Origin of the sequence: Shewanella sp. AS1 (assembly GCF_021412565.1) — a bacterium.
Lineage (GTDB): Bacteria > Pseudomonadota > Gammaproteobacteria > Enterobacterales > Shewanellaceae > Shewanella.
In genome coordinates this window covers 148,627-164,026 of the sequence record NZ_JAKCLJ010000004.1, presented here as the reverse complement: position 1 = coordinate 164,026, position 15,400 = coordinate 148,627, and the positions used below count along the sequence as shown (strand labels likewise).

Sequence of the window (15,400 nt, the reverse complement as noted above, 5' to 3'; positions counted from 1 at the left end):
AAAATGGCGACCATGATAATTGGCCGCCATTCTACACTGTCTGGTGAGACAATACGATTATCTTAGTCCCGCACTAATCCAGCTCCACCACACGATTGCGCCACACGGTTACCGCAATAAATAACCAGCCAAGCAGGAAACAGACACCGCCAATTGGCGTTACAGGCCCGGTCCACTTAGTGCCAAACAGGGCATAGAGATAAAGGGAACCGGAAAACAGCCCGATCCCAAGGATAAAGAGGTAGCCGGCCCAATCGATCAGCCGCGACTTGAGCCAGTGACCGCTGAAGGCCACGGCAATTAGCGCAAAGGTATGATAGAACTGATACTCCACCCCAAGATTGAAGATGGCTATCATCTCCGGCGAGGTGATATTTTTTAAACCGTGGGAAGCAAAAGCGCCCAGCGCCACCGCCAAAAAACCACTCAAGGCCGCAATTAAATAAAACCCTTTACGCATGTAAACTCCTTACAAAATTGTCGCTATAAGACACTGCCAGAGCAAGATTAGCCGCTTGGGTGGTCCCTGACGACTTTCTTGGGACAAAACTATGATCTCCGTCGGTCAACCACTTAAGCTCGGCATTGAATGGCGCTAACCAGGTATCGACCAGCCCTTTCCCCCCAAATTTATCACGCTCGCCCTGGATAACTAATAAGGGCGCATGACATTGTGCAATGGGTTCGAGTCTGGGCTCACCCCCTTTAAGCGCAATAAAGGGATAGCCTAAGCAGATAACGCCATCTAACTGTGTATCATGGCCTAACATGGCCGCCATGCGCCCGCCCATAGACTTACCCATCAGGATGAGACGTTTAGGCCGAAACCGCTCATTTAAATCTGTAATGTGCAACTTGAAATCCAACAGCAGTTTAGGCGCGCGATCCGGCGGTCGACGCTTGCCATCCAAGGCGTTGCACCGCATATAGGGGAAATTGAAACGCACGACATTAAGGCCTTGGGCCCCAAGAGACTTTGCCATATCTTGCATAAAGTCATGGTGCATATCGGCGCCAGCGCCGTGGGCGAGCAGAATAAGCGTGTCGACTTGTTTCGCTACTGAGTCATCTTCTGCTAATAACTGCAACGCAAGCGGGCCATTTACCAGACATTCACTGACAGGCAGCTCGTTAGCCAGCAGTGGACTGTCGATAATCAGCGAGGCGGTCACACTCTGAGCCTGAGTTGACCCATTATCCAGGCAGAAGCTCACTGCGCGACTCCTCCTCGAACATATCCAGCATCCACTGCCTAAAGGCAGCAATCTTACCCACTTCGGCATGATTTTGCTGACACACAAGATAATAGGCGTGTTTACTCACCAGCACGTCGGGGAAGGGACACACAAGACGGCCCGCCTTAATATCCGGCTGAGCCAATACGCTGTAGCCCAACGCCACCCCCTGACCATGAGCCGCCGCCTGTAATACTAATGAAGAATGACTAAAAACTGGACCCTGGTTCACATTAATATCATTAATTCCACATTGTCTAAACCACGCCTGCCAGTCGTGGCGACTGGCATCGTGTAATAGTGTGTGATAACGCAAATCGCTTGGCTGAGAAAGCGGCTTTGGGCCGTGGAGTAATAGTGGCGAACAAACCGGAATGAGCACTTCGTTACGCAGTTTATCGGCACGCAGTCCCGGCCAGTTGCCCACGCCGTAATAGATGGCCACATCCACATCATCAGTCAGGGAGCTATGCTCATCGTCCACGGCCTTGATCCGTACATCTATGTCAGGGTTATTCTCGCTAAAATTGGCCAGTCGCGGCACAAGCCATTGAATTGCAAAACTGGGTGAAGTACATACTGTCAGGGAGCCTATGGCACTTCGCGCCAATAGTCGATCGGTGGCATCGGCCAGTTGAATAAAAATATCTTTTATGTCGAGAAAGTATCCCTGGCCCTCTTCGGTCAATAGCAGGGAGCGATTCTTACGACGGAAGAGTTTTATCCCCAGATATTCTTCCAGAGCTTTAATTTGATGGCTAACTGCGGCCTGGGTCACAAATAGCTCTTCAGCCGCCCGGGTAAAACTCAGGTGCCTTGCTGCTGCTTCGAATGCCTTAACCGCGTTCAATGGTGGTAAACGTCTCGACATAGTGATCCCTGTCTCATATTTTAATTAGTTTTTCTAATCGATATTGTTACATTTTATCGTTTGTAAATAAATTACTATTTGTTTAAATTTGCACCATCGAAATTGACTTGGTTAGACAGCCTCTACGACGTGAAAGGGGAATGTCTGACATCCCTTATTGCCGTTGGAGGCGAATTTAAATGATCAACTTTAAAACTGTTTTTGCTATCGCACTGCTGAGTGCATCTACTGCTACTGTCGCCGATGAAATCCTTATCGACACAGATGAGCTCTATCAAGACATCAATATAGAGCTGGCGCAGGGTATAGAGCAGCTGCAACAAGAGCTCAGTCAGGATATAGATGTTATCCTGGTTGCCAAGGAAGCTAAACTCAACCAAGCGAATGTACAAGTTACCAGATAAAGCCGATACGTCTTTCGCAAAGTAAAAAAACGAGCTAACCAATGAAACCGCATCAACCGATGCGGTTTTTTTATCTCTAGCGACTTACGACTTTAACTGAAAGTTTATAACAATATCGTCAGTGCAGGCGATATTAAGTCGCTAAATCGGATAAAACTCAATCTAATAAAATCAATCTAGTAAAATCAAGTTGATAAAATCAATCTGATAAAATAAGCCTGCTATATCAGCAGGCTTAATTATCAGTTATCCGCAGTCAAATGTAAAAGATTACCTCAGGGCTCTCTTTACATTCTCCCAAACCTAGGCGTGTTTAAGGACGATAAACCTTAACGTTATGGTAGCCCTGCTCCTGCAGATAAAGCGCCTGTAACTTGCTCATCACGCCACGTTCGCAGTAGAGAAGATAGGTTCTGTCCTTGTCCAGATCGGCAAACTGAGTCGCCAACTTGAAGAAAGGAATCACCTTAACCTCGACCCCCTCGATCGCCAGCGGGCTCTGCTCCTCCTCTTCCGGGGCACGAATATCGACTATCACGTCGCCACCATTGATGGCATCGACGGTTTCGGTTGCTGTGATCTTGGTATCCATGCTTAAGGCAATCTCCCTAATATCAATAACTTCAGCGGCTTCAACCACACGTTCTATCAAATCTTCCGAAAACTTGGCTTCTTCAGCCTCCACCTTAGACAAAACGGCTTTCACTGTCGGCTTTTGTGAGATCACGCCGCAATACTCAGGGATAGATTTTGCAAAATCCTCTGTGCCTATCTCGCGGCTGATATTAATAATGTCCTGCTTATCCATCACGATCAGCGGCCGCAGGATCAGCGTCTGTGTACTGCGGTCGATCACATTCAGGTTAGTTAAGGTCTGGCTGGACACCTGACCCAATGCCTCACCTGTTACCAGCGCCTGAATGCCCATCTTATCGGCAATTTTACTGGCGGCGCGCATCATACAGCGTTTGAGGATCACCCCCATCTGGCCATTATCTATTTTCTCCAAGATCTCCTGAACTACAGGGTCAAAGGGAACAGAGATAAATTTCACCTTGTGGGATTCACCATACTTTTGCCACAGATGATAGGCCACCTGCTTCACACCTATCTCATGTTGATCGCCACCTAAGTTAAAGAAACAATAGTGGGTACGTGAGCCGCGCTTGATAAATTGATAGCTGGAGACGCCTGAGTCGAAACCGCCGGAAATGAGTGATAACACATCTTCCTGGGTCGCCATAGGGAAGCCACCCAGCCCCTCAATACGTTTCTCAACCAGATAGAGCTTGTCGTTATCTATCTCTAGATTCACTGTCATGTCGGGATTTTTCAGTCTGACACCGGTGGCATCGGTAAATTGATTCAGACCGCCGCCCACATAACGCTCAACCTCGATTGAGTTAAACTCATGCTGACCTGTGCGGCGCACCCTTACGCAGAAGGTCTTTCCTGCCAGCTGCTCCTTATATAGAGCGAGAGTCTGCTGGTAAATATCATCGACCGACTCGAAGGTGCTCTCTCTAACTTGCAGCACATGGGCGATGCCGGGAATACAGGCCAGGCGCTCGGCAAAAATCGCCACCTGCTCAGGTTTATCGGCCGGCACCTTAACCATGATCTTGTCCCACTGACGTTGCACTTTGGCTTCTTCATCGACTTTGCGCAGGACATTACGAATATTGGTCTCAAGCATCTTGGTAAAGCGCATTCTTACCGGTTTGCTCTTCATCATGATTTCGGGAAACAGTTTTACGATAAATTTCATTGGACTTCCGAGGGAATAATTTAAACAGCAATCCTGCCATTATACCAATATCGCTATAGAAATGCCTGTTAAGCAAAGTCGAAAAACGAAAAACTGTGCAAAGATAAAAAGAGAGTGCAAAGATAGAATATGCTGCTTACAGAAAGCCCAAATAGAAACGGACCCAGTTGCTGGGCCCGTCTCTTGTTTGAACTAATACATCGGGTTACTCCAGTGAGATCTCGCTCGACTCCTTGGCTTTCCCCTGCTCTATGGCTATCTCGACCCTGCGGTTTCGCGCCCTGTGCTCTGTGGAATCATTGGGCACAACAGGGGCTGTGCTGGCCATACCCACCACCTTCATGCGCTGCTCATCGAAGCCTTTGACCTTAATAAGCTCCTGGGCCACGGCAACGGCGCGCTTACTGGAAAGATCCCAGTTAGAGCTATAAAGCTCATTGCTGATCTTAATGTCATCGCTATGACCTGAGACAGTGACTATGCCGGGCACATCTTTGAGCAGTTCACCGATACGACGAATGACAGGGGTAAACTTAGGCTGTAAAAAACCCGATCCCGAGGCAAACGAGCCTTTCTCACGGATACGAATAATGATCTGCTGGCCTAAGGACTCAAGCTCAATGGCACCATCGACTATCTCCTCATTGAGCGCCTGGGCCATCTTCTTCAGTTCAGTATTGATCTGTTCCTGCGCCGCTTGCTGCGTCTGCTGAGCCTGTGCCGATTCACTCTGCTGCGACTGAGACTCGGCCTGAGCATCATCTTTACGCAGCTCCTGAGCCGTCGCTGTCGAGGCGCCACCGCGCTGCTTACCTGTTTGCTCCTGCACCCCGCCCGCACTGTCATCATCACCGGCCTGCACATCTATGGTCGGCTCTGTCATCTCGTTGGTTTGCTGATTGATGATCTCGATCGGCGTGGGCTCGGGCTTACCGGGACGAAACTCAAGTGCAATCACTGAGGTGCCCTTTGGAATATCTTTTACTTCCACCTTGTTCTGCACCCCGAAGGCATATTTCATCGAGCCGGCGATCTGCTTAAACTTCATCACGTCCATCTCAGAGAACGCCAGCAGCAGCACGAAGAAACACATCAGCAGCGACATCAGATCGGCAAAAGTCGACAACCATTTAGGTGAGCCAGGGGCACTATCGTATCTGACCTTCCTCGACACCGACTATTCCCCGTCCGTTGTATCTATCTGCCGCTGCTTTTCAGACAGGTAATTTTTCAAAAATCCCTCGATCACCCTGGGGTTCTGACCATCCTGAATCGCCAATACCGCATCCATGATGAGATGACGGTTCAGCATCTCCTCCCCCATACGCAGGGTCAGCTTATCGGCGATAGGCAGTGCCACCATGTTGGCAATGATGGCACCATAAAGCGTGGTTAACAGGGCGACGGCCATGGCAGGCCCAATCGATTTGGGGTCATCCATATTCGACAACATGGCCACCAGACCGATTAGTGTGCCTATCATCCCCATGGCTGGCGCCACATCTCCAAGCGCCCTGAAGATACCTATGCCGGTGCGGTGACGCTCCTCTGTCAGGGCGATATCTTTCTCCAGCGCCTCTCGCACCACCTCACCGTCATGGCCATCCACCAGCATATCCACGGCTTTTTGCATAAAGCTGTTGCTGATCTCGGCTTCTTCGAGAGCGAGAAAGCCCCCTTTACGGGCCGAGTCTGCCATCACAACCGACTGCTCGATTAACAGATCAGGCTTATCGAGCTTAAAAATAAAGGCCTTGGCTGCAATTTTCACCGCACCAAAAAACTGTTGTAGATTGTATTTCATCATGACGACAAAAAGTGAGCCTATGATAACAATGAGCACTGAAGAGACATCGGCAAATATGGTCAGTCCGCCACTGTTTATCATTGCGCCAATGATAAATGTAAAGGCGCCAATCAAACCTATTAAGGTTGCTAAATCCACAACGCTTCCTCATTCTTGTTGTTATATCAATATCTGCCCCGATCTTACCCTAAACCCGATACGAGCGACGATAAGATTCACCGAGCCGCTGACTTTAAGGTATACTCACTAGCAAAATGATGATTGTTCTAATGGGTTATCGGACAAACGGCGCCCAAGTTTAGCGACAATTTCGATTTTATGATAAAAATTCCTGCGTAAAGCGTGCTATTGCACAAATATACTTCAGCCTGATTTGACCCATAAGGTGCACTAAGCTACTTTGTGTGTCGCTAATTTTTTGGGAAAACCACAGTGGCTAAAAAACCTGAAAATCTCTCTTTTGAAGACTCTTTATCTGAGCTGGAACAGATAGTTGCCGACCTTGAACGGGGCGACGTCTCTCTCGATGATGCCCTCAAACAGTTTGAGCGTGGCATTAACCTGGTGAGAAACAGCCAGGGCAAATTAGAACAGGCTCAACAGAAAGTCACTATCCTGACCCAGGAAAACGATCAATCCAGTTTGCACCCCTATCTTCCCGAGGGCGAGTAATTGCTAAGTGACGCGATAACCCAATATCAACAACGTGTCGATAAACAGCTTGCTGACTTTATCGACAGCCAGAATGAAACCGAACCCAGATTAAAAGCGGCGATGAAACACGGCGCCCTTATCGGCGGTAAACGAATCCGCCCTTTTCTTGTCTATGCTGTCGGCGATATGCTTAATATCCCCTTGGCTCATCTGGATAACTGCGCCGCCGCAATCGAATGTATTCACGCCTATTCCCTTATCCATGACGATCTGCCCGCCATGGATGACGATGCGCTGCGCCGCGGACAGCCCACAGTGCATATTGCCTTCGACGAAGCCACGGCAATTTTAGCCGGCGATGCACTGCAGACCCTGGCCTTTGAGATCATCAGTAAAGAAACGCCCAACCTAAAGGCGCGCCAGCAGCTCGCCATGGTGCGAGCATTAGCTCAGGCCTCCGGCTATCAGGGGATGTGCGGTGGCCAGTCAATGGATCTTAACGCCACAGATAAAGAGATAGATTTAGACACCTTAAAGCGTCTGCACAGATTAAAAACCGGTGCCTTGATACGCTGCGCGGTGCAATTGCCCATCATTGCCGCCAACATCACAGATAGTGAGCGCGATCTCTTGCTAGAATTTGCTGACGCGATCGGCCTTGCATTTCAGGTGCAGGACGATGTGCTCGATATTATCGCCAGCACTGAGGAGCTAGGAAAGCCCCAAGGGTCGGATTGTGATTCAAATAAAAGTACTTACCCCAAGTTACTGGGGTTATCGGGTGCCCAGCAGACAGCAAAAAGTTTGATTGATGATGCCCTATCAGCGCTGGCTAAATTACCATACAATAGCCAGTTAATTGCCCAATTCGCCCGTTTCATCATTGAGCGAAGAGTATAATAAAGAGCCAAAGAATCTCGCTATGAGCTTGGATATAACCAAATACCCTGTATTAGCACAGGCCAATACCCCGGACGAACTCAGACAGCTTCCTCAGGGCGTACTCCCTAAACTTGCCGATGAACTGCGCAGTTATCTGCTGCAATCGGTCGGGATCTCCAGTGGCCATTTTGCCTCGGGCCTAGGTACTGTCGAACTGACGGTCGCCTTACATTATGTGTATAACACACCATTTGACCGTTTGATCTGGGATGTGGGCCACCAGGCCTATCCCCATAAAATATTAACCGGTCGTCGCGATCAGATGCCCACCATTCGTCAAAAAGGCGGATTACACCCTTTCCCCTGGCGTGAAGAGAGCGAATACGACACCTTCAGCGTCGGCCATTCAGGTACCTCAGTCAGCGCGGCGCTGGCGATGGCAGTGGCAGCCGAAAAAGAGCAAGCTGGACGCAAAGTGGTGGCAGTAATTGGTGATGGCGCCATGACTGGCGGCATGGTGTTTGAGGCGATGAACCACGCCGGCGATCTGCATAACGATATGCTTGTGGTGCTCAACGACAACGAGATGTCTATCTCGGAGAACGTCGGCGCCCTCAACAACCACCTCGCCCAGCTGATGTCGGGCCGTCTGTACACCACGATCCGCGAGAACAGTAAACGCGTCCTAAAAGGGATGCCTGTGATCAAAGAGATGGCCAAACGCACCGAAGAGCATTTAAAAGGCATGATGGTGCCCGGCACCCTCTTTGAAGAGCTAGGTTTTAACTATATCGGCCCAATCGATGGCCATGATGTAGATGCTCTGGTGGAAACCATGCGCAATATGCGTAACCTTTCCGGCCCGCAAATTTTGCATATCATGACCAAGAAGGGGCGCGGCTACGAGCCAGCAGAGAAAGATCCTATCGGCTGGCATGCGGTGCCCAAGTTCGATCCATCCACCTTTGCTAAGCCGGCCTCCAAGCCATCAAACCCCACCTTCTCTCAGGTGTTTGGTCGCTGGTTGTGTGACATGGCTGAGAAAGATGAGAAAGTGCTCGGTATCACCCCAGCCATGCGCGAAGGCTCGGGTATGGTGGAGTTCTCCCAGCGCTTTCCGAAACAGTATTTCGATGCGGCAATTGCCGAGCAGCATGCGGTGACACTGGCCGCCGGTTTTGCCTGTGAAGGCTACAAGCCAGTGCTGGCCATCTACTCCACCTTCCTGCAGCGCGGTTACGATCAGCTGATCCACGATGTGGCGCTGCAGAAACTGCCGGTGATTTTTGCCATCGACCGCGGCGGTATCGTCGGCCCAGATGGCCCGACCCACCAAGGCGCGTTTGATTTAAGCTATATGCGCAGCATTCCTAATATGGTGATCATGGCGCCCTCGGATGAGAACGAGTGCCGCCAGATGCTCTACACAGGTTACTGCTATAACGAGGGCCCAACCGCCATTCGCTACCCCAGAGGCAGTGCCACGGGCGCAGAGCAGGTCGAACAGATGACGGCGCTCGAAATAGGCAAGGGACTTATCAAACGTCAGGGTAAGAAGATAGCCATACTTAACTTTGGTACTACACTCGCTTCGGCCACTAAAGCGGCAGAAGCATTGGATGCCACCCTAGCGGATATGCGCTTCGTTAAACCCTTGGATGTCGAGCTTGTTAAGTCTCTGGCAAGCACCCACGAGGTGTTAGTCACGGTCGAAGAAAATGCCATCATGGGCGGCGCGGGCTCTGGCGTGCTTGAGTTACTGCAGCAGCTAAAACTGCCTATGCCTGTACTCAATATTGGCCTGCCGGATGAGTTTATCAAGCATGGTGAATGTGGCGAGATCTTGGCCGAGCTGAAACTCGATGGCGCTGGCATCGAAGAGCAGATCCGCACCTATTTGGCTAACTAAACGCCTAATTGACGGTACTCGCTTAAACGTACAAAAAAGGGCCTCAAATGAGGCCCTTTTTTACATCCAACTTTTCGTGTTCAGGCAGTTAATGCCTAGGCTAAACCGACTAAAACCGACTAAAACCGGCTAGACCGACTTAAGCCAAAGCAGCTTATGCCTGAGTATCGACACCACCGCCCTGAGATACCATCACCATGGCAGGACGCAGCAGACGCTCGTTAAGCAGATAACCTTTCTGCATCACCATCATCACTGTATTGGCTGGGAACTCTTCGCTTGGCTGCATGCCGATCGCCTGGTGGTGATCCGGGTTGAATGGCTCTCCCTGAGGATTTAACTGAGATAAACCAAACTTCTCAACCGCACTGGTAAAACTCTTTAAGGTTAGCTCAACCCCTTCATAGACGGCCTTGGTGGCTTCATCTTCAGCATTGGTGCCTTGCAATGCACGCTCCATGTTGTCAATCACTGGCAACAGCTCATTGGCGAACTTTTCCAGGGCAAACTTATGAGCCTTTTCTACGTCCATGGCAGCGCGGCGACGCACATTATCCACTTCGGCTGCCGCACGTACTACAGAGTCTTTTTGCTCTGCGACTTTCGCCTCTGCTGCGGCTAAGGCTTGTTCCAGCTCTTCAACACGGAAATTAGCTTGAGTAAGCTCATCCATCAAACTGGTATCGAAGGTTACTGCTTGCGCCTCATCCTGGGTTTCTACCTCAATCTGGGCTTCTACCGCCTCTTCAATCTGTGGCTCTTGGGCTTTGCTCGATTCTTTGCTCATTATTACTCCGGCTAAAAATGCTTTGTTTCTGCATGCTCTGGGCATATTATGGGGATCAAATTTGAGGTTTCAAGCCCTAAGGAACGGATCAAAGACAAATATGACCAAAGTGTTCAAAACAATTGGCTTAATTGGCAAACCCCATCACACTGGGACAAATAAAACCTTAAAACGCTTACATCACTGGTTAAGCATGCAGGGCTATGAAGTGTTAGTCGAGGAGCGGGTTGCCAGCGAAATTGGCGTCCATGTGCGCTCGGTCGATCTATTGCAAATTGGTGAGTCCTGCGATCTGGCCATAGTGGTTGGCGGTGATGGTAATATGCTCGGCGCCGCCAGGGTGCTGGCCCGATTCGATATAGGTGTGATCGGCGTAAACCGTGGCAATCTCGGCTTCTTAACCGACCTTCCCCCAGATACCTTCGAAGAAGCCTTAGGCAAGGTACTGCAGGGGGATTTTGATACCGAACACAGATTCCTGCTTGAGTCGGAAGTGCATCGTCACGGCGAGCTCAAGTCCAGCAATACCGCGGTGAATGAAACCGTATTGCACCCAGGTAAAATCGCGCACATGATCGAGTTTGAGGTCTATATCGATGACAAGTTCATGTACAGTCAGCGCGCCGACGGCATGATAGTCTCGACCCCGACCGGCTCGACCGCCTATGCTCTGTCGGCGGGCGGCGCCATCTTAACTCCAAACCTTGAAGCCTTGATCTTAGTGCCCATGTTTCCCCACACCCTCTCCTGCCGCCCCATAGTGGTCGATGCAAGTTGTACCATTAAACTTGTGGTCTCTCCCGATAATGGCGACACCTTAGAGGTCAGTTGTGATGGTCACGTGGCGCTGCCGGTACTGCCGGGCGATGAGATCATTATCCGCCGAAGTCAGGAGCGCTTGCGCCTTATTCATCCTAAGGGCTATAACTACTTCCATGTGCTGAGAAACAAACTGGGCTGGGGCAGTAAGCTGTTTTAGCTCAAATCGGACAATAAAAACGCGCCCCGGATCAATTAAGCGCGTTTTTTATTTTATTACAGCGCCTTGGAACCAAACTCAGCAGAACGCAATTGCCCCGCCAGGCGCTTTATCCGAAGCAGCATCCAGAGAGTTAACACCATACTGCAGCTTGCAAGAGATACCCAAACCCCGCTCACCCCAAATAACCAGGCAAACAGATAAATAATTAAGGCAATCAACAGCAACTTACTGCCGGTCAGTACTGAGGCTTCCCTCGGGTGATTGATTGCCTGGAAAAAGGCGGCGCCCACTAAGATAAGCCCCTCAAAAGGCAGCCCCCAGAAATAGAGGCGCATTCCATCGATGGCAACCGGCGTTAACTGAGCATTATCCCCAGCGAAGATATACACCAGGTACTCGGGCACTATGTAAATAAACAGCAAGCCAATTCCGGCGGTAGCAAGTGTCATTAAACCTGCAATTTTCAGTACCTCGAACACACGATCGAATCGCTTAGCGCCGGCATTGAAACTTAGCAGAGGCTGAGTCCCCAATGCTATCCCCTCAAACACCAAATAAAATAGCGCCTCGGCATAACTCACCACCCCATAGGCAGCGACATGGATAGGCCCACCAACCCAGAGAAATGCCATATTGTGCAGGGTTAACACAATAGAGAGGTAAAGATTCATCAGCAGGCTGGGGAAGCCCACCTTAACTATATTCAGGCAGTGATCCAGATTAAGGCGCATCTGCGCCCAATCTATCCTCAGCCGAGTTCGCTGGGTAAAAAAGTGCTGCAGACACAAGAGCCCTGTTACCCCCTGACAGATCATGGTGGCGATTGCTGCCCCGGCCAGACCGAAGGGAAAAACCACAATAAACACCCAGTCGAGCAGCGCATTTAAGCAGCCGCTAAAGATAAGCACATAAGTGACAAAGCCTGGGCGACCATCGTTTCTGAGCAGGGCGCTAAAGGCAATAGCCAGAATAGGAAACACCCCAAGGGCAAAATACCAGAACAGGTATTTATCGGCGCTGTGAAGCACCTCCCCTTCAGCGCCGAGCCAGATCAATATGTCTCGACTAAAAAGCACGCCTGTGATGGCAAACAGCACACCCGCTAGCAGACACAGGGTAAAAGTATTACCTAAGATCTGCCGAGCACGCACCACATCCTGGCGTCCAAGATTGATGGACACCAGCGCCGCGCCGCCCATTCCCAGCAGTGCGCCTATGGCATAGAGCACGGCGCCCACCGGATAGGCCAGCATCATGCCCGCCAAGCCCACTTCCCCCAGGTAGTGGCCGACAAACATGCCGTCTATCGCCACATATATCCCTGTCACCAGCATAGATAAGATGGTGGGTATGGTGTAGCGCCATACCAGTTTGGGGATTGGCTCAAGCGCGAGGGCCTGATCGTTATTACTCACATTTATAGGCAATTAGGCTAACTCACAGATAATTGAAATAACCCGTCCAAACGGATGCTGGCAAATGATTGAAAGTGACAATTTAACGACCCAAATTATCTATCAAGGCGCATAACTGCGCTTCGATGGCATCGAGGCCAATCGCCTGCTCACAGATCATCTCCAGACGCGAGTCCAAGGCATCGTCAAGCTCTACCAAGGAGAGCTGACCCTCCACCAGATTAATGGCGACTATCCCCTCTGAGCAGATCATCACAGCTTTCAGGCGCAAGCAGTTTTGCCACTTCACCCAGGCGAGCAAAGCATCGAAATCAAACTCGTGAAAGTAATCAAACACCCAGCCTGCAGTATAAATTCCCTCATGCTGATTACTGCGACGATAGACGCCGCGGGCATCGAACTCAAGCTGTGTGTGCACCTGGTTTTGCTCGCGTCCATCCCCAAATAGCGAGGCAGTTAACAGGCTAGGCCCTTCACTTTGCCCTTGAGTCTTATTGTTAAGTGATTGCGCCGCCTTATGCCAATGTGTCTTTGCAAGCCAATCGTAAAAACTGAGCCCCTGATACTCAATCTCGGCATCGAGCAGATTAATGGGCACCACAGGTGCGCAAATCCCTTTTCGCGCAAGATACTCTTTGAGCCTGTTGAGCTGAACCTCTTCAGACAGATCTTTCTTGGTCGCCAAGATAAGATCGCCAATGGCGAGCTGCTGATTAAAGGTGTCATTATCCCGATAACGCTCATCATCCAGCTTACGGGCATCCACTAAGCAAATTGTGGATTTTAACGCAATCACCTGGCGAAAATGGGACTGAGTTAAGGTCTGGATGATCGCCTTAGGGTGACCCAGACCTGTGGGCTCGATAAACAGTCGCTGGGGACGGGCTTTGGCGATAAGCTGATTAACCGCCACTTGAGTCGGCACGCCAGAGGCGCAGCAGATGCAGCCGCCTGCCACCTCTTTTATCGCCACTGTACCTGAGTAACTAGTACCGGACTGAGATGCGGGGCCAGACTGTGATTCCAGCAGCGCCCCATCTATGCCTATCTCGCCGAACTCGTTGACCAGCACGGCCCAGACTTCATCCTGCGGCTTATTGGCTAGCAGATATTTGATGAAACTGGTTTTTCCCACACCGAGAAAACCTGTGATCACATGGGTTGGAATCGCTTGAATTATCATCAATTGAACTCGATTAATAATGTCAGTTTAACAAGATCACTTCAGCAGATCATACTCGGCGCGATTGATTGGCACGACGACTGGCATAGCTGCTCTTCGCGCCACTATTGCTGCCGCCGCGCTTATGACCATGACGGCCGGATTTTGCCTTAGCGCCGCGGGCGTGACGGGAATGGGCGCCCTCTGCATTTTCCTGACGGGTCAAATCCAGTTGACGGTAACGCTCAGGCAGAGGCGCCCCCAGTTCATAACCCGGCACCTGATGACGGGGCAATGTCTGGCCAATCAGTTTCTCTATCTCCTGCAGCATCTTCTCATCACTCAGGGCAACAAAACTGATGGCGTGACCATCGAGCCCTGCCCGCCCTGTGCGGCCAATACGGTGCACATAATCTTCCGCCTCCAGCGGCAGCTCGACGTTGACCACTAAGGGCAGACCGGCAATATCTATGCCCCTGGCCGCCACATCTGTGGCTACTAAGACCCGCAGTTCACCGGATTTAAACTGCTCCAAGGCGCGGTTTCTCGCCCCTTGGGTCTTATCCCCGTGGAATACGGCATTGTTGACGCCATCGAGTTTAAGCTCTTTATGCAGGGCTTCTGCACTCTCCTTGCTACTAACAAACACCAGCACCTGCTGCCAGTTATGCTTGCCTATCAGCTCGGCGAGCAGCTCTGCCTTGCGCCGCTTATCCACGGGATAAACCTGCTGCACTATCTTGCTGCCACTGAGCTCAGGCTCTATGTTTATCCACTGGGGCGTATCGAGCATCTTGCTCGCCAGGGCCTTTATCTGCTCGCTGAACGTGGCGGAGAACATCTGGGTCGAATGCCTTGGTGCGACTAAGCTCTTCACCCTTTCTATATCTTTCACAAAGCCCATATCCAACATACGATCCGCCTCATCTATGATCAGCTGCTCGACACTGGAGAGATCCAGCTCATGCTGGCCTATAAGATCGAACAGTCGGCCTGGGGTCGCTACCAAGATATCCACGCCTCTGACCAGGGCTTTTCGCTGGGGATTGATATTCGCTCCGCCATAAACCGCCACACTGCGAAGCTGTGTCATCTGGCTGTAGTTTTTAATGCTCTCGCCGACTTGTATTGCCAACTCACGGGTCGGCGTCAACACCAGCACGCTAAGTGGCCGCGGCAAAGGCTCCTGCTGTGCCTGATGCTTCAACAGGCGATGCAGAAACGGCAGGCTGAAGGCCGCGGTTTTTCCCGTGCCGGTTTGGGCACACACCAACAAGTCTTGCCCCTGCAGCGCTTTTGGGATCACCTGCTGCTGCACTTGCGTCATCTGGGTATAACCACATAAGGCGGTGGCCTGAAGGAGCTGGGGGTGCAGCGAGAGGGCATCAAAATTCATAATGGCTCGAATGAGTTAGAGTTAGGCAAAGGCGAAGTCTAGCAAATTCGGCCTGATAAGGATAATTACTACTTGCCGCTTCCTCGCTTCCGGCTCCCCCTTAATCGGGAAAATATGTTAAGCTCCGG

At 50.7% G+C, this 15,400-nt stretch carries 15 protein-coding genes; 5 read left to right on the top strand and 10 right to left on the bottom strand.

The window, feature by feature from the left end; all coding sequences use genetic code 11:
* Positions 1-73: 73 nt before the first annotated feature.
* The 3 genes from LZP69_RS08120 to LZP69_RS08110 form a co-directional block, all read right to left on the bottom strand.
* Positions 74-460: a DUF423 domain-containing protein gene (locus tag LZP69_RS08120; RefSeq protein ID WP_234199758.1), complete on the bottom strand. Its 387-nt coding sequence runs from the start codon at positions 458-460 to the stop codon at positions 74-76.
* A complete protein-coding gene (locus tag LZP69_RS08115) occupies positions 453-1,088 on the bottom strand; it encodes an alpha/beta fold hydrolase (protein ID WP_234199907.1) in 636 nt (211 codons plus the stop codon). The genes LZP69_RS08120 and LZP69_RS08115 overlap by 8 nt, the downstream gene beginning before the upstream one ends.
* 106 nt (positions 1,089-1,194) lie before the next feature.
* The gene (locus tag LZP69_RS08110; RefSeq protein ID WP_234199756.1) at positions 1,195-2,106 is read right to left on the bottom strand and encodes a transcriptional regulator GcvA; all 912 of its coding nucleotides are present in this window, start codon (positions 2,104-2,106) and stop codon (positions 1,195-1,197) included.
* Positions 2,107-2,285: 179 nt separating this feature from the next.
* Between LZP69_RS08110 and LZP69_RS08105 the strand changes: the two genes are divergently transcribed.
* The gene (locus tag LZP69_RS08105; protein ID WP_234199754.1) at positions 2,286-2,510 is read left to right on the top strand and encodes a hypothetical protein; all 225 of its coding nucleotides are present in this window, start codon (positions 2,286-2,288) and stop codon (positions 2,508-2,510) included.
* Positions 2,511-2,823: 313 nt separating this feature from the next.
* Here the strand turns inward: LZP69_RS08105 and thiI are convergent, their stop codons facing one another.
* The 3 genes from thiI to pomA form a co-directional block, all read right to left on the bottom strand.
* Positions 2,824-4,278 carry a tRNA uracil 4-sulfurtransferase ThiI gene (gene thiI, locus LZP69_RS08100; RefSeq protein ID WP_234199752.1) on the bottom strand — a complete coding sequence of 485 codons (1,455 nt, stop codon included), beginning with the start codon at positions 4,276-4,278 and terminating at the stop codon, positions 2,824-2,826.
* Between the two features lie 205 nt (positions 4,279-4,483).
* Positions 4,484-5,452: a flagellar motor protein MotB gene (locus LZP69_RS08095; protein WP_234199750.1), complete on the bottom strand. Its 969-nt coding sequence runs from the start codon at positions 5,450-5,452 to the stop codon at positions 4,484-4,486.
* Between the two features lie 3 nt (positions 5,453-5,455).
* Positions 5,456-6,223 carry a flagellar motor protein PomA gene (pomA, locus tag LZP69_RS08090; protein WP_234199749.1) on the bottom strand — a complete coding sequence of 256 codons (768 nt, stop codon included), beginning with the start codon at positions 6,221-6,223 and terminating at the stop codon, positions 5,456-5,458.
* 294 nt (positions 6,224-6,517) lie between these two features.
* Between pomA and xseB the strand changes: the two genes are divergently transcribed.
* Genes xseB through dxs form a run of 3 tightly spaced genes read left to right on the top strand, consistent with a single transcriptional unit; the run spans position 6,518 to position 9,530 of the window.
* Positions 6,518-6,757, top strand: a complete 240-nt coding sequence (gene xseB / locus LZP69_RS08085; protein WP_234199748.1) for an exodeoxyribonuclease VII small subunit — start codon at positions 6,518-6,520, stop codon at positions 6,755-6,757.
* On the top strand, positions 6,758-7,639 hold the full coding sequence (gene ispA, locus LZP69_RS08080; RefSeq protein ID WP_234199747.1) for a (2E,6E)-farnesyl diphosphate synthase: 882 nt from the start codon (positions 6,758-6,760) through the stop codon (positions 7,637-7,639).
* Between the two features lie 22 nt (positions 7,640-7,661).
* Positions 7,662-9,530 (top strand): 1-deoxy-D-xylulose-5-phosphate synthase, encoded by a 1,869-nt coding sequence (gene dxs, locus LZP69_RS08075; RefSeq protein ID WP_234199746.1) that lies wholly within the window; start codon positions 7,662-7,664, stop codon positions 9,528-9,530.
* A gap of 154 nt (positions 9,531-9,684) precedes the next feature.
* Here dxs and grpE read toward each other — a convergent pair whose 3' ends face one another.
* On the bottom strand, positions 9,685-10,317 hold the full coding sequence (grpE, locus tag LZP69_RS08070) for a nucleotide exchange factor GrpE (protein WP_234199745.1): 633 nt from the start codon (positions 10,315-10,317) through the stop codon (positions 9,685-9,687).
* A 100-nt stretch (positions 10,318-10,417) separates the two neighbouring features.
* Between grpE and nadK the strand changes: the two genes are divergently transcribed.
* Positions 10,418-11,296, top strand: a complete 879-nt coding sequence (gene nadK / locus LZP69_RS08065) for an NAD(+) kinase (protein WP_234199743.1) — start codon at positions 10,418-10,420, stop codon at positions 11,294-11,296.
* Positions 11,297-11,352: 56 nt separating this feature from the next.
* Here the strand turns inward: nadK and LZP69_RS08060 are convergent, their stop codons facing one another.
* The 3 genes from LZP69_RS08060 to LZP69_RS08050 all read right to left on the bottom strand — a co-directional run bounded on the left by LZP69_RS08060 (position 11,353) and on the right by LZP69_RS08050 (position 15,272).
* Positions 11,353-12,720, bottom strand: coding sequence for an MATE family efflux transporter (locus LZP69_RS08060; RefSeq protein ID WP_442800673.1), 1,368 nt, complete (start codon positions 12,718-12,720; stop codon positions 11,353-11,355).
* Between the two features lie 76 nt (positions 12,721-12,796).
* Positions 12,797-13,897 (bottom strand): CobW family GTP-binding protein, encoded by a 1,101-nt coding sequence (locus LZP69_RS08055; RefSeq protein WP_234199906.1) that lies wholly within the window; start codon positions 13,895-13,897, stop codon positions 12,797-12,799.
* A gap of 49 nt (positions 13,898-13,946) precedes the next feature.
* Positions 13,947-15,272 carry a DEAD/DEAH box helicase gene (locus LZP69_RS08050; protein ID WP_234199740.1) on the bottom strand — a complete coding sequence of 442 codons (1,326 nt, stop codon included), beginning with the start codon at positions 15,270-15,272 and terminating at the stop codon, positions 13,947-13,949.
* Between the last annotated feature and the right edge of the window lie 128 nt (positions 15,273-15,400).

Excerpts from the sequence above, each read along its gene's own strand:
- nadK (WP_234199743.1), top strand. The coding sequence starts at position 10,418 with ATGACCAAAGTGTTCAAAACAATTGGCTTAATTGGCAAACCCCATCAC.
- LZP69_RS08110 (WP_234199756.1), bottom strand. The coding sequence starts at position 2,106 with ATGTCGAGACGTTTACCACCATTGAACGCGGTTAAGGCATTCGAAGCA.
- LZP69_RS08055 (WP_234199906.1), bottom strand. The coding sequence starts at position 13,897 with ATGATAATTCAAGCGATTCCAACCCATGTGATCACAGGTTTTCTCGGT.
- thiI (WP_234199752.1), bottom strand. The coding sequence starts at position 4,278 with ATGAAATTTATCGTAAAACTGTTTCCCGAAATCATGATGAAGAGCAAA.
- LZP69_RS08050 (WP_234199740.1), bottom strand. The coding sequence starts at position 15,272 with ATGAATTTTGATGCCCTCTCGCTGCACCCCCAGCTCCTTCAGGCCACC.
- grpE (WP_234199745.1), bottom strand. The coding sequence starts at position 10,317 with ATGAGCAAAGAATCGAGCAAAGCCCAAGAGCCACAGATTGAAGAGGCG.
- dxs (WP_234199746.1), top strand. The coding sequence starts at position 7,662 with ATGAGCTTGGATATAACCAAATACCCTGTATTAGCACAGGCCAATACC.
- LZP69_RS08105 (WP_234199754.1), top strand. The coding sequence starts at position 2,286 with ATGATCAACTTTAAAACTGTTTTTGCTATCGCACTGCTGAGTGCATCT.
- LZP69_RS08120 (WP_234199758.1), bottom strand. The coding sequence starts at position 460 with ATGCGTAAAGGGTTTTATTTAATTGCGGCCTTGAGTGGTTTTTTGGCG.